Here is a 14,287-nt window from a genome sequence, read left to right as displayed (position 1 = left end):
ACAACCGAAGACCCTTCAAAGATGTTTCTCAACCGGTTAAAACCGCAACAGATTTGACAGGGTCATAGGTGTTTTGACTGCGTGCCGCTGAACCGACACGTGGTTTTCAAAAAGAAAGGTTCTGTGTGTCACCTGCTGCAAGCAAGAAGACCGCTACGAGCGATGCTCCTAAGCGTAAGACCGCTACCAAAAAGGCGAATACTCGCTCAAAGGCAACCAAGCCAGAGACCGAGAACGAAGAAGTAGAAGCAGAGCTGACCGAAGCTTCTGCTAAAAAGACCACCCGCAAAACTAAGGCTGGCGCTTCAACCCGCAAGACTAAGAAGAGCGCGGATATCGAAGAAAACGAAGATATTGATGCTGATGATATTGATATCGACGACAAAGACATCGAAGATCCCGACGCCGTAGATCTCGAAGACGGCGATGAGGACGAAGAAGAGACCGAAAAAGAAGTCGAAAAGAAAGAGTCCGAAGCTGTAGCGGCCAAGGGCAACGGCTTCGTTCTGACCACTAACGACGATGACGACGCACCTGCAATTCGCGTCGTTACCCCCGGTGCAACCGCTGACCCTGTCAAGGACTACCTCAAGCAAATCGGTAAGGTTTCACTGCTGAACGCTGAGCAGGAGGTCGACCTTGCGCAGCGTATCGAAGCTGGTCTCTACGCTGAGCACAAGCTTGCAGAAAATCCTGACATGGACCGCGAGCTGAAGAAGGAACTTCGCTGGGTCATTCACGACGGCAAGCGTGCAAAGAACCACTTGCTCGAAGCTAACCTTCGTCTTGTTGTCTCTCTCGCTAAGCGCTACACCGGTCGTGGCATGCTCTTCTTGGACCTCATCCAGGAAGGTAACCTCGGTCTTATTCGCGCAGTTGAGAAGTTCGACTACTCAAAGGGCTTCAAGTTCTCAACCTACGCAACCTGGTGGATCCGTCAGGCTATCACCCGTGCGATGGCAGACCAGGCACGAACCATTCGTATTCCCGTGCACATGGTTGAAGTTATCAACAAGCTTGCGCGCGTCCAGCGTCAGATGCTTCAGGATTTGGGTCGCGAACCCACCCCTGAAGAGCTGGCAAAAGAACTCGACATGACCCCCGAAAAGGTCATCGAGGTTCAGAAGTACGGCCGCGAACCGATCTCACTGCACACCCCGCTGGGCGAAGACGGCGACTCCGAATTTGGTGATCTTATTGAGGACTCAGAGGCAGTTGTACCTGCCGATGCTGTCTCATTCACCCTTTTGCAGGAGCAGTTGCACTCAGTCCTCGACACCCTGTCAGAACGTGAAGCAGGCGTTGTTGCAATGCGCTTCGGTATGACTGACGGCCAGGCTAAAACTCTTGACGAAATCGGTAAGGTGTACGGCGTTACCCGTGAGCGCATCCGCCAGATTGAGTCAAAGACCATGTCTAAGCTGCGTCACCCGTCACGTTCGCAGGTTCTGCGTGACTACTTGGACTAATCCGATAAGAATGCGAGCAAAGGATAGTTCAGGCGGTCTGGCTATCTGACGCGGGAAAAAATTGATTCCTCGCTTGCTCGGATTTTTCCCGGTCAGCAGGTTCTTCTGCGCGACTACCTAGCCCAAACAGCTAGTTAACGCTAAAAGCCCGTTCTCTCCCTTGACACCTAGGGGAGCGAACGGGCTTTTTTGCTTTCGTCTTTCCCCGTCAAAATCAATCCAAAAAAAGGACGCCCCACCGAAATCAATATCCGGTAAAGCGCCCCAATAAGTTAGCAAAGAATAACCTACTTGATGCGGTCAGTCTGGTCATCCCAGTCAACTGCGACCTCGCGCAGGGCTGATTCGTTAGCGCGCGCGTGGTGACCGCAGAACAGCAACTCACCTGATTCCATAGTGACGCGTACGTACGCCTGGGCTCCGCAAGCATCACAACGATCGGTTGCCTTCAATTCTTGAGTTTCTACAGCTGTTACGCTCACCATTGCCTCCTCATGTCTGAAAATGTGTTGTACCCATACAACCACGTGTGCCGGTGGAATTATTCCGCGTTCGCTGTTGGCAATGCGCTGTTCACTTCCCACAAACACCCTCGTACCCGGCAGATACTGTGGGCAAACTTGCGCCGTATTCGAATGCTAGCGAGCCGCAAACCAACTAAACTATAAAGGTTCACTACTCTAATCTCGGGAGCAACATTTTGGCTGCATCGAATTACACGGCACGCAACCTCTCCGTCCTTGAAGGTCTTGAGGCTGTCCGCAAGCGTCCGGGTATGTACATCGGTTCTACAGACTCGCGCGGTCTCATGCACTGCCTGTGGGAAATCATCGATAACTCTGTCGACGAGGCGCTCGCTGGTTTCGGTCAGTCCATCAACATTATTCTGCACAAGGACGGCTCCGTTGAGGTTCAAGACGATGGACGCGGTATTCCCACTGATATCGAACCCCGCACCGGCCTCAGCGGTGTTGAAGTGGTCTTCACCAAGTTGCACGCCGGCGGTAAGTTCGGTGGTGGCTCCTACAACGCATCCGGTGGTTTGCACGGCGTAGGCGCATCGGTAGTGAATGCGCTGTCTGCGCGTCTTGACGTTCAGGTGGACCGCGGTGGTAAGACCTATCAGATGTCCTTCCGTCATGGCATTCCCGGAACTTTCGCGTCCTCACGTACACCCAAGCCAGATGCCGAATTTACGCCTTTCTCTGCACCCAATGACGCCTTGCAAATTGTGGGCAAGGCTAAGCGTGGCGTCACCGGTACTCGCGTGCGTTATTGGGCTGACCCGCAGATTTTTACTCCTGACGCTAAGTTCAGCTACGAGGATTTGACGGCACGAGCGCGTCAAACATCCTTCTTGATCCCCGGTTTGCGCATTGCTATTCGCGATGAGCGCCGTATGCCCGGAACCCCCGGTGAGTTTGAGAGCCACGAAGAAGTGTTCCAGCACGACGGCGGTATCTCGGAGTTCGTTGACTTCTTAGCACCCGACTCATCAGTTACCGATATTTGGCGTTTTACCGGGCGCGATACTTTTACCGAAACTGTGCCTGTGCTTGACTCTAACGGCAACTCTAAGTTGCAGGATGTAGAGCGCGAGTGCGAGGTCGATATTGCCTTGCGCTGGGGCATCGGCTATGAAACCAAGGTCAATACCTTTGTTAATATCATCGCTACTCCCAAAGGCGGTAGCCATTTGGCCGGTTTTGAGCAGGGCTTGCTGAAGACTTTCCGCAAGCACTTGGCTGATAACGCCCGTAAGTACAAGATGGGCAATGACAAAATCGAGAAAGACGACGTTCTTGCCGGTCTAACTGCCGTTCTTACCGTACGTTTGGCTGAGCCTCAGTTCGAGGGCCAGACGAAAGAGATTCTGGGTACACCGGCAGTCCGCGCCATTGTCTCAAAGGTTGTTTCAAGGGAACTTGCCGCAAAGCTCAAGTCAACTGCTCGCGCCGAGAAAACTCAGGCTAACGCTTTGAGCGAGAAGGTTGCTGCCGAGATGAAATCGCGTATTTCTGCGCGAGTTCACAAAGAGACCCAGCGTCGTAAGACCGCGCTTGAGACCTCATCTATGCCGGCTAAACTCGTTGACTGTCGCTCTAATGACGTTGAGAAATCAGAACTCTTTATTGTCGAGGGCGACTCAGCGTTGGGCACTGCGCGATTGGCACGTTCATCGGCGTATCAGGCCTTGCTACCCATCCGAGGCAAGATTCTCAACGTGCAAAAAGCGTCACTGACCGACATGCTAGCGAACGCTGAATGTGCCGCTATTATTCAGGTGATTGGCGCGGGGTCAGGCCGCACTTTTGACGTTGGCGCGGCACGCTACGGCAAGATCATTATGATGACGGATGCGGACGTCGATGGTGCCCATATTCGTACGCTGTTGCTCACCCTCTTCTACCGCTACATGAAGCCTTTGGTGGAAGCCGGTAAGGTTTATGCCGCTGTTCCGCCGCTTCATCGTGTGGAGATTGTTAACCGCGGTAAAGCTAACGAGATGGTTTACACCTATTCAGAGCGCGAGCTCAATCAGTTGCTCAAGAAGCTTGAGGATGAGGGTCGCAGCTATAAAGAGCCTATTCAGCGTTACAAGGGCTTGGGCGAGATGGATGCTGACCAGCTGGCAGAAACCACCATGGATCCGCGTCACCGCCTGCTGCGTCGCGTCCGCATTGAGGATGCTGAGGCTGCAGAACGCGCGTTCTCACTGCTGATGGGCTCCGAAGTTGCTCCGCGTAAGGAGTTTATTATCAACGGCGCTCACCAGCTTGATCAGTCACAAATTGATATGTAGATCTGCCGAATAGGCATGTGGATGGTCTGCGCTCGGTGAATGTTCCACGAAATATTCCGACAATAACCTCATTGGGGTGATTCAGTTCACTACAATGAGGTTATGTCATATAGAAAGAACCATAGTCCTGTCACCATTACCGTCACCGGCGCCGGTGGGCAGATTGGCTATGCCACTTTATTTAGGGTGGCAGCGGGAGAAATGCTGGGGCCTGATACTCCCGTTCGTCTCCGCCTGCTTGAGATTCCGCAGGGCGTGAAGGCAGCAGAAGGCGCCGCGATGGAGCTTGATGATTGCGCTTTCGACCTTTTAGAATCCGTTGATGTATTTGATGATCCCCATCAAGCATTTGAAGGCGCAAATATCGGGATGCTGATTGGCTCGCGTCCTCGTACAGCTGGTATGGAGCGCGGCGACCTTCTTGAAGCTAATGGCGCTATTTTTTCAACGCAAGGTCAGGCTATTAATGCGCATGCCGCTGACGACATCAAGGTCGTCGTCGTGGGTAACCCAGCAAATACAAACGCATTGATTTGTGCATCTCATGCACCGGACATTCCTGCTGAACGCTTTACGGCGCTAACTCGGCTTGATCATCATCGCGCGCTCGCTCAACTTGCACTCGCAACAGGTGCGCGCGTGAGTGATATTGAAGGGCTGGCCATTTGGGGCAACCACTCTGCCACCCAGTACCCGGATGTTTTCAATGCAACGATTGCTGGGCGTCCTGCGATAGAAGTTTTAGGTGAAAACGGCAAGAACGCAAGCTGGATTGAAAGCACCTTCATTCCGAAGGTTGCTCAACGCGGTGCTGAAATTATTGACGTTCGTGGTGGCTCATCCGTTGCATCGGCGGCTCACGGAGCTATTTCTCATATCAAATCATGGGTTAGCGGAACGAATGGTCAGACCACATCAATGGCAGTTGTTTCAGATGGTTCTTACGGAGTTGAGAAAGGTCTGATTTGCTCCTTCCCTGTAGTTTGTGAGAATGGTCATTATGAAATAAAGCACAGCTATGACATCTCAGAATTTTCACGAAAATTCATTGAACGTTCAGTCAACGAGCTGAAAAGCGAGCGAGATGCCGTTGCATCCTTGGGATTGCTGGGAAACGCGAGGTAAAATCACACTGTTTTTTGAAGCTATTCAAAGCTAAATACCAGAAAAGCGAATTAACGCCTGAGTAATTGCTGTTAAAAGCAATGATCGGGCGTTAACGTTTTAATAACCTTTTCTCTACCGTCAAGTGAGCATCACGTCAACGCCAACCGCTCAGGTTTTGTTTTCATATTGACTCAGTATCCTAGAACAAATCTTTTGATCGAAATTCTCTGCGCTGTTGCGCGGGGCATCTCACTACTCACCACTAAAGGACTGTTCGTGGATCCTCTTGAAATAGCGCGGTGGCAGTTTGGTATTACCACTGTCTACCACTTCATGATGGTGCCCCTCACCCTGGGGTTGGGCGCTGTTGTTGTCTTTTTCAACCTGATGTACGTCAAAACACGTAGCGACCAGTGGAAGCGCATGACGAAGTTCTGGGGAAAGCTGTACCTCATCAACTTCATTATGGGCGTTGCCACCGGCCTGGTGCAGGAGTTCCAGTTCGGCATGGCGTGGAGCGAGTACTCGCGTTTTGTGGGCGATGTATTCGGCGCACCGCTGGCGATGGAAGGCTTGCTCGCGTTCTTTGTCGAATCAACGTTTATCGGCCTATGGATTTTTGGTTGGGATAAACTCAAGCCCAAAATTCATGCTTTGTGTCTGCTCGGCGCAGTATGCGCGTCGTGGTTCTCCGCCTACTTCATCATTGTGGCGAACTCGTGGATGCAGCATCCTGTTGGCGTCGAGATGGTAGATGGCCGCCCTGTAATGACGGATGCGTGGGCTGTGTTTACCAATAACACGGCGTTGGTAGCTGTGCCGCATACCTTGTTCGGTGCTGTGCAGGTGGCAGGCTCATTCCTCGTGGGTATTGCCTGGTACAAGCTGTACAAACGTCGCGCGGACGGCGTTGACACCGTGGGCGAAAACGGCAAGGTTATTGTCGGCGATGCCGGTGTGGGTGGACGCGATCGCGCGGACTTCAAAGTCTGGTTCAACTCCCTGCGCATTGGTGCTGTGGTAGGTCTGATTGGCTTCTTTGGTACAGCATTCACCGGCCATATGCAGGCGCAGCTGATGATCCAGCAACAGCCCATGAAAATGGCGGCAGCAGAAGCAGCCTGCCACGATGGCACTGCCTTTTCGCTGTTCTCTATTTCGAATCCCGGTGCACAAAACTGTGATGATGTACAGGCTGTCGTAGAGATTCCCGGTCTGCTTTCATTCTTGGCGCACGATAACTTCACTACGGACGTCCCCGGTATTGTCAGTCTGATGCCGCAGTACCAGGAACAGTACGGAACACATCTGCCCGATGACCCCATGTACGGTGAGCGTGCCGGTCAAGAAATTAACTACCTGCCGCTGATGGAAGTAACTTACTACGGATTCCGCGGAATGTTTACGCTGGGCGGTATCGCTATGCTGTCGTACTTCTACGTACTGTGGGTGACCCGCAAGAAGGGACAGGGGACCGTTCCTGAGATTAAATGGCTGTCTAACTTGGCGATTGTGGGAATCCTTGCTCCCTTTGGCGCTAACGTTGCAGGCTGGGTATTTACCGAAATGGGACGTCAGCCATTCGTTGTTGCACCGAACCCCGACGGTAATCCCGCTATCAAGATGTTCACCGCGGCAGCTGTTTCACCAGGTGTGAGCGGCGGGGAAATCCTGTTTTCACTGATTGCGCTTACCGCTGTGTACGGCGTGCTCATGGTGGCAGAACTCTATCTGCTGGCTAAATATGTCAAGGCTGGTGTGCCGGCTGCAATGCCTGAACTCGTGGAGAACCCGCACAATCACACCCACGATGACGACCACACTGACCGCGACGTTCTCGCGTTCGCCTACTAAGGGGTAAGAGACATGGAATTTTTTGGTTCTGCACCGACCTTACCCACCGTCTGGTTTGTGGTGGTTGGTTTCTTCTGGATTGGCTACATTGCTCTCGACGGCTTTGACTTAGGCGTCGGTATGCTCATGAGTGGCCTCTTTGCGCGTAACGAAAAAGAGCGCAGGCTTCTGCTCAACACCATCGGCCCGGTCTGGGACGGTAATGAAGTCTGGCTGGTGACTGCCGGAGCGTCAATGTTTGCAGCATTCCCGATGTGGTACGCGGGACTGTTCTCCGGCATCTACCTGCCTTTGGTGTTCACCTTGTTAGCACTGATCTTTCGTGCTGTTGCCATTGAATACCGCGGAAAGAAAAATACTGAGCGCTGGGTCAAAGGGTGGACGCTTGCCATGAATATTGGCTCGTTCTTGATTGCCTTTTTCATTGGCGCTGCCTTGGCGATTACAGCCACTGGCCTGCCGCTGAACGCAAACGGCGACCGCGTGGGTGGTGCCTTCTCCTGGCTTTCGCTTCCTGCCATCATCGGTGGTTTAGCGTTCGTAGGTTTTGCAATCGTTCATGCACTGGCATTCGTGGCGCTAAAAACTGACGGTGAAATTCGCGTGCGCGCTCGCAAGGCGCTGGTGCGTCTGTTGCCTGTTGGTGTTCTGCCCTTGCTCGTTGCCATTATCTACATGCAGATAACAAGTGCGTCCGTGCTCTCGCTGGTGGCTAGCGTTATCTCGGTTGTCGCAGTCGTAGTTGCCTGGGCGTTTGCTCGAGCAGCCCGCGAAGGCAAGACATTCGCATCCATGATGGTGTTCATCATCTTCGGCATGCTGAGCATCTTTTTAGCACTGTTCCCGAACGTGTTGCCCTCAACGCTTGATGCGGCCAACAACCTGACCGTCGCTAACGCGTCCAGCTCACCCTACACCCTGGGTCTGATGAGCGTCGTTGCGTGCTTCGGCATCCCGGTTCTGTTGATTTATCAGAGCTGGACCTACTGGGTCTTCCGCAAGCGTCTGAGCGTGCACAGCATTCCCGAAGCGCACGACGCGGCTGACCTGGCAACATTACCTAACGCGCGCTAATCAAACATCCGCTCAACATCTCAGTTCAAGGAGTCGCCGTGAGCAACCGCCCGCCGCTAGGGCCAGCTGCCCGTCGCAATCTGCCAATTTTGGGCGTCATCGCCTGTGTAAAAGTTGCTGCGACCGTGATATTCGCTGGAGCACTCGGCACGGCTGTTGCTCACCTGGCGCGGTTTACCTACTCGCACTTTTTTGAAGGCACCACGTACGCCACTGAGTACGAGCGGCAACAAGCAGAGTTCGCGGGGTTCGGTCAGGCTCAGATCTCCGGGATCGTACCCGGTGCTGAGAACCTGACAACCCCCGGGATCTTGCTTGCTATCGGTATAGTGGCGGTGTTGATGCGAGCGCTCGTCGACTGGGCCACTACCGCGTTCGCCGCGCGGGCGGCGGTCGGCGCGAAAGCTACCTTGCGCTCACAACTGTTAGAACGCATCCTGATCACCGGCGGACGCGACACACCGGCTGGAGCCGGTGCAACCGGCGTGCTGCTCGCTAGGGGGCTAGGAGCGCTGGACAGCTACTACACCAAGACGCTGACTGCTGTGGTGTCTACGGCGGTTATTCCTGTGACGGTCTGGCTAGTGGTGCTGGTGTACGACCGCCTTTCAGCGCTGATTATTGCACTCACCCTTCCGCTGATTCCGCTGTTTATGGTGCTTATCGGTAAAACCACCAAGCGTGACACCGCCGATGCCCAACGGGATTTACATCGGCTGTCTGACCATATTGTTGAGCTGGCAAAGGGACTACCTGTTCTCATCGGTTTGGGTAGGGCAGAGGCTCAGCGCAAGGCACTGACTGACCTTGGCGTTCGGTATCGCGATAAAACCATGCAGACGTTGCGTAGCGCTTTTATGTCATCGCTGGCGCTGGAACTGATTACCACTATTTCGGTGGCGATTGTCGCAGTTTTTATCGGTTTGCGTCTGGTGCGCGGTGAGATGGGACTCGACGTCGCGCTCATGATTTTGTTGCTGGCACCGGAATGCTATCAACCCCTGCGCGATGTTGGTTCGGCTTACCATCAAAGCGAAGACGGCATTGCGGCGCTGAGGAGCGCTCAAGAAATTATTGATGCACCGTTGCCCGTAGCGTCCTCTGAGGCTGATAAACAGAAAATTTCCGGTGCCCCGGGTTCTGCGCTGACAATTTCTGATCTCACTGTGAAGTATCCGGGACGTTCAGCATCCATTGGGCCGGTCAACTTTAAAGTGTCACGCGGTTCTACCCTTTCCGTCACCGGCGAGTCAGGATGCGGTAAATCAACTATTCTCGCTGCGATTGCAGGACTACTCCCAGACGGCTTGGTTTCGACAGGGTCTCATCACCCCGTCCAGGTGACTGGAACTATTACCGGCGTCGGGGAGATTGTATGGGTTCCTCAGAATCCGCGCTTTGTCGCATCCATCGCTATCGGCGAGGTCGCTCTCTATGGAGGTGCTGGTGCTGATGCTTTGTTGGATGACGCCGACCTTGATTACCGACCCTTTACGCAGTTTTTGGACGCGGTGGGGCTAACCGATGTGGCGCATCTTGCCCCTGAATCATTGAGCATGGGCCAACAGCGACGTCTAGCTATCGCGCGTGCTCTAGCCCGGCTGAATGCCGCGGGCGGACAACCCGCAACGGTTTTAGTGGACGAGCCCACCGCCCATCTCGATGCTGAAGCAGCCCTGCTGGTGGATGCCGCCTTGAGCCATCTCGCACAGCCACAGGTGTGCCTGATAATGGTTACTCACGATGAAAACCTGGCTCAACGAGCCGATGGGTGTTTGAACGCTGTGAGCTCCGCCCAGTGGATGTTCACTGAAAATCAGGGATTACGTAACCGTGCAGAAGAGCCAGCGTTCATGCTGGCGGATAGGAAAAACTCGGTAGCTGAGCAGACACCGATAAAAGCGGATAAAAGTCCGTCTCCCGACAGCGCGCAGCGGTTCTCTATGCGACAGAGCCTGCGCGACTTTTTATTGCTGGCAGAACTTCACACCGGCAGAGCTGCTCTTTCGGTGCTCCTCTCTGTTCTGACTGCAATTTTTGGTATCGCCTTGACCGCGCTGTCGGGTTGGCTAATCGTGCGCGCTGCCGAGCAGCCAGCGATGATGTACCTAACCCTTGCCGTAGTGGGTGTGCGCTTCTTTGGCATAGGACGCGCTACCTGGCGTTACCTTGAACGCTTGGTAACACACAGGCTGGTGCTCGATGCCTCGGTAAATGTCCGCTCTAAAACCTGGCGGGCACTGAGCACCGTTGCCCTGAGCGCTCGTTCGCTGTTACGCGGTGAAAAGGTCATCGACTCGCTGATTACAGATGCCGACGAACTACGCGATGCCGCCCCGCGCGTCCTGTTGCCTGTTGCAACTCAGGTGGTTGTCATGGTTCTGGCAGTAACAACTACGGCGGTGCTGACACCTGGCGTATGGTGGGTTGTCGCAGTGGCTGCGGTGTGCTCTACCTTGCTTGTTCCGTGGGTAGTGGTGACGGCTGATGCTCGCGCTGAATCAGCTGAACGCCAGACAACAGCCCGGATGCTGCGTTTCGGAGTATCTGCCATCCTGGCTGCTACCGATCTCAAGGCTAATGCGCTGAGCTCTACCGCAGTAAAAACGCAAGCGGAGTTAGACGCACGTGCCAGCACTCTTGCCGGACGCGGCGCTTTAGCATCCGGACTTGGCGCGGCCCTGAACACTGCCATCTGGTGGGGCAGCGCGGTGGCTGTGACCGCGCTGGTCTGGGAGCCTGTTCGCGCCGGTGAGCTGCGTACACCCATTGCTGCCATCGTGATTTTGATGTGTACCGCCATGATAGAAGTTTCTAATGCGCACGTTGAGGCTGCCCGCGGATGGCGTGGGTTCGCCACCACCGTTGCGGCGCTGAAAGCAACCGGAGCAACGTACTCTGCCTCCGAGCTGCTGGAATCTCCCGCGACAGCAGAGCTTCCCGCATCCGGCCCGGTGGACCTTGAGATTGATCAGATTTCTACCCGATGGCAGGGGATGCACCAGCCTGTATTCGAGAACGTCAGCGGACGCGTGCAATCAGGACAGTGGTTGGGCATTACGGGTGAATCCGGTGCCGGCAAGACGACGGCTCTTGCCACGCTTCTAGGATTTTTGCCGGTGGAATCCGGTGCTATTCGCATCAACGGCACCCCCGCTTTTTCTGCAGATCTACGTGGATACGCGGCATGGTGCCCGCAAGAAGCGCACATCTTTGAGTCAACGATTGCCGGCAACCTGGCCCTAGCGCGTTCAAAAGATGAAGCACCTACCGAAGCCGAGATGATGCGCGCCCTCACCCGCGTCGGTTTGGGGGAGTTCGTCGCGTCCTTGCCTGAGGGTTTGGCGACGCAGGTGGGTGCCAGCGGTGGCTACCTGTCAGGCGGGCAACGTCAGCGTCTTGCGATTGCCCGGACTCTGCTAGTGCGCTCGCCCCTACTTCTGTTGGATGAGCCGACCGCTCACTTGGATGCTCCGTCCGCCACGGCGCTCATGGACGAGGTTTCTGCGGGTACGCGGGGCGCATCTCATCGGGACGAAACCGCGCCGGCGGTTGTGGTGGTCTCTCACCGTGCCGAGGACATCGCCCGATGCGACGCGGTGATAAAACTGTAGCCCTCCCACTTTCCGTGGATTTACGCTTTAATTTCGGCGTTTTACAGCGCAAATCCACGGAAAGTTGTGGGCACTGCCGGGAAGCTTACCGATCACAGAAATATCAGTTTCTGTTCAGCCCGAACTTCTGTGTCAGAAGTGCCTGCTTGTAGTGAGTCTCAGCCTCATTGATGAGATATTGCGGGGTTGTGGGGTCAAAAACCTGCAAGATTGAAAACCTGAAAGTGTCAGGGTTTCGGCGTCGCAGCTCGACGTTTCCACCGTGACCTGTGGAAGCATAGGACGCCCAACGTTGCAACAGACCTTCACCTCCATCAGCTTTGCCTACGTAAAGTTTCCCGTCGCGAGTATCGGCAATCAGGTAAATAGCCCTGATAGCGCTCAGTGCAGTGCGCCATTGCTCATAGCGTGGCTCGCTCACTACGGCTTGCAACATCGGAAAATCTAAAACACAGTTATAAAACCCGGGGAATGCAACCTGGCGTTGTTGGGCAATTTCTTGGATACGGTATTTTACGACGCTGGCTCCGGATACTTGCCACCTAATAGGCGCAGCCCAAGAAATAACTAATTTGTCTTTATACTCGCCCAATAATTCCACCGGGCGAAGATCAAAATGCCGTCGGTTGCCGTCATCTGATAGAACTCCGTGATTCTCATACACGGTATGCAAGCGAGCGTTGGAGCCTCCATCTTTGATAAATACAACCCAATAACGAGGGGGATTGCGGGGGAAAAGCTGAGCCTGAGAAGACTGTTCGGCGGTGTACTCTAAAATCTCTGCGTTGGTAGAGTTGCGGTTCAAACCGGCATGCCCATCCGCATGGAGCTCCACAAACGTATGTCGAATAGCTAGGATTTCGCTTGGGTCGGTGTTTTCAGCTTTCAGCACGTCACCAAAGGTAAGCATCGTTCAGCTCCGTTCTTGTAAAGTCAGTGGGCAGCGACCTTGGTGGCTCATAATTTCATTTGACTTAATGATCAATGAATACCCCTTTACTTCTGAATATATTCAGAAATACTATTGGGGTATGACTGTTCTTTCAACACAATTTGCATCATCTGACCTCAGCCGTTCCGCATCAAAAGTGTTTGCTGCGGCTGTCATTGAGCCTGTGCGCATTACTAGGCGTGATGGTGAAAACTTGGTTCTTATGACTGAGGAAGAATTAAACCGGCAGCAGACTTTGTTGGGCGTAGCTGCTCAAATTGTTGCGGTTTCTACTTTTACTGCTCCTGATTCTGAGTTGGTGGCTGAGATGACCCGTCATTTTCCCTGGATGCTGGCATTGACCAAAGATGATCGGGTGAACTGCGCACACGAGATTATTGATGATGCGCGGGCCAGCTTTTCCCTTGGTCAGCCGAATCTGATTGTGGGTACTATCAATGCCTGGAGAGATACGGCAGAGGCTATTGCCGCTGGTTATTCAGCTGACGAATACTTTGTTGATGCAGAAAATCCAGTACTGGAACGACCTGCCGCATGAGCAAGCAAAGAAGCCTTTCTCGGCCCGTGAAAAGCACTGAATTCAGCATTGTTCCTGTAGGTCGTGATGTGGTGAAAAACTGGCAAGACTTGAAAGCTGTACAGGCGAATAAGCTTGCTGATGCTTGGGATTTTTTGACAAATACTCCACTTCAATACCATCCAGAAAGAAATTACCCCTTGAAAGGCGCTTTGGGGAGCTCCACGGTTAACGGCAATGTTATGGACCAGTGGCAGTATCGTAATTTGTCGAATGGAGCTCGGATTTGGTTTTGCGTTGATGAGAAGCAGAAGCGGGTGTATCTAACGCGAGTCTTCACCCGGCATCCGAACGAAACTAAATAGAAAAGATAGCTAGTTGCGTAACTGGAACTGATCTTTGTGGAAAGAGTCACACATGTCCGAACCACTTTTTAGCTCAACCGCACGGTTGACCCGTCCTTTTCAGCTTCTGATGGGCGGCATTATTGCCCTGCAAATCGGCATTGCATTTTTAGTTCGGTTGTTTCCCGACGACGATGACGGTGGTATTTTGTTATCTCTGATCGTGCCAGGTCTAGTGCTGTTGATGTGCCTATCGATTCTGGCAGCCAGCACGCGGCTAACCATTACCCCGAACCAGGTCAAGGTCAAAACTTTCGGGATCTTCTCGACAACAATTAATCGTGAAGATATTCAGGACGCGTGGGGCGGCAAACCTACCGGGCTTGGCGCCGGTGCTGGGCTTCGCATCATGGGCAATAACACCACCGGCTACCTTACGGGTGGTCCTTGTATCGCCATCAAAACCCTCAATGGTGCAACCACGGTGGTCTCAACTCCCAGACCAGAAGAGGCTGTAACAGCTCTCAAATCAAGGTCATAAAAAATCTCCGCA

11 protein-coding genes are annotated in these 14,287 nt (G+C 53.6%); 9 read left to right on the top strand and 2 right to left on the bottom strand.

Going from position 1 to position 14,287, the window contains the following annotated elements; translation table 11 throughout:
- Window positions 1-77: 77 nt before the first annotated feature.
- Window positions 78-1,469 (top strand): RNA polymerase sigma factor, encoded by a 1,392-nt coding sequence (locus IDM49_RS07360; RefSeq protein WP_400680289.1) that lies wholly within the window; start codon window positions 78-80, stop codon window positions 1,467-1,469.
- Between the two features lie 287 nt (window positions 1,470-1,756).
- On the opposite strand, the gene IDM49_RS07355 is transcribed toward IDM49_RS07360, so the two are convergent.
- On the bottom strand, window positions 1,757-1,954 hold the full coding sequence (locus IDM49_RS07355) for a DUF7455 domain-containing protein (RefSeq protein ID WP_190724035.1): 198 nt from the start codon (window positions 1,952-1,954) through the stop codon (window positions 1,757-1,759).
- A gap of 215 nt (window positions 1,955-2,169) precedes the next feature.
- Between IDM49_RS07355 and IDM49_RS07350 the strand changes: the two genes are divergently transcribed.
- From IDM49_RS07350 to cydC, 5 genes are all read left to right on the top strand, one after another.
- The gene (locus IDM49_RS07350; protein WP_190724034.1) at window positions 2,170-4,272 is read left to right on the top strand and encodes a DNA gyrase/topoisomerase IV subunit B; all 2,103 of its coding nucleotides are present in this window, start codon (window positions 2,170-2,172) and stop codon (window positions 4,270-4,272) included.
- Between the two features lie 102 nt (window positions 4,273-4,374).
- Complete coding sequence (locus IDM49_RS07345) at window positions 4,375-5,397, top strand: malate dehydrogenase (RefSeq protein WP_190724033.1); 1,023 nt, start codon at window positions 4,375-4,377, stop codon at window positions 5,395-5,397.
- A 258-nt stretch (window positions 5,398-5,655) separates the two neighbouring features.
- A complete protein-coding gene (locus IDM49_RS07340) occupies window positions 5,656-7,233 on the top strand; it encodes a cytochrome ubiquinol oxidase subunit I (protein ID WP_190724032.1) in 1,578 nt (525 codons plus the stop codon).
- Window positions 7,234-7,245: 12 nt separating this feature from the next.
- Entirely contained in the window at window positions 7,246-8,307 is a 1,062-nt protein-coding gene (gene cydB / locus IDM49_RS07335) for a cytochrome d ubiquinol oxidase subunit II (RefSeq protein ID WP_190724031.1), read from the top strand.
- A 38-nt stretch (window positions 8,308-8,345) separates the two neighbouring features.
- Window positions 8,346-11,921 (top strand): thiol reductant ABC exporter subunit CydC, encoded by a 3,576-nt coding sequence (gene cydC, locus IDM49_RS07330; protein WP_228008040.1) that lies wholly within the window; start codon window positions 8,346-8,348, stop codon window positions 11,919-11,921.
- A gap of 103 nt (window positions 11,922-12,024) precedes the next feature.
- On the opposite strand, the gene IDM49_RS07325 is transcribed toward cydC, so the two are convergent.
- Window positions 12,025-12,831, bottom strand: coding sequence for a GIY-YIG nuclease family protein (locus tag IDM49_RS07325; RefSeq protein ID WP_190724030.1), 807 nt, complete (start codon window positions 12,829-12,831; stop codon window positions 12,025-12,027).
- Between the two features lie 121 nt (window positions 12,832-12,952).
- On the opposite strand from IDM49_RS07325, the gene IDM49_RS07320 reads away from it, so the two are divergent.
- The 3 genes from IDM49_RS07320 to IDM49_RS07310 are packed head-to-tail and all read left to right on the top strand — an operon-like array spanning window position 12,953 to window position 14,275.
- Window positions 12,953-13,411: a prevent-host-death protein gene (locus tag IDM49_RS07320; RefSeq protein WP_190724029.1), complete on the top strand. Its 459-nt coding sequence runs from the start codon at window positions 12,953-12,955 to the stop codon at window positions 13,409-13,411.
- 26 nt (window positions 13,412-13,437) lie between these two features.
- Window positions 13,438-13,755 (top strand): hypothetical protein, encoded by a 318-nt coding sequence (locus tag IDM49_RS07315; RefSeq protein ID WP_228008039.1) that lies wholly within the window; start codon window positions 13,438-13,440, stop codon window positions 13,753-13,755.
- Between the two features lie 52 nt (window positions 13,756-13,807).
- Complete coding sequence (locus IDM49_RS07310; RefSeq protein ID WP_190724027.1) at window positions 13,808-14,275, top strand: hypothetical protein; 468 nt, start codon at window positions 13,808-13,810, stop codon at window positions 14,273-14,275.
- The last annotated feature ends 12 nt before the right edge of the window (window positions 14,276-14,287 follow it).

The sequence above is a fragment of the Rothia terrae genome, assembly GCF_014705925.2.
GTDB lineage: Bacteria > Actinomycetota > Actinomycetes > Actinomycetales > Micrococcaceae > Rothia > Rothia terrae.
Note: the sequence above shows the minus strand (reverse complement) of the source record. Positions and strands in the feature narration are given on the sequence as shown.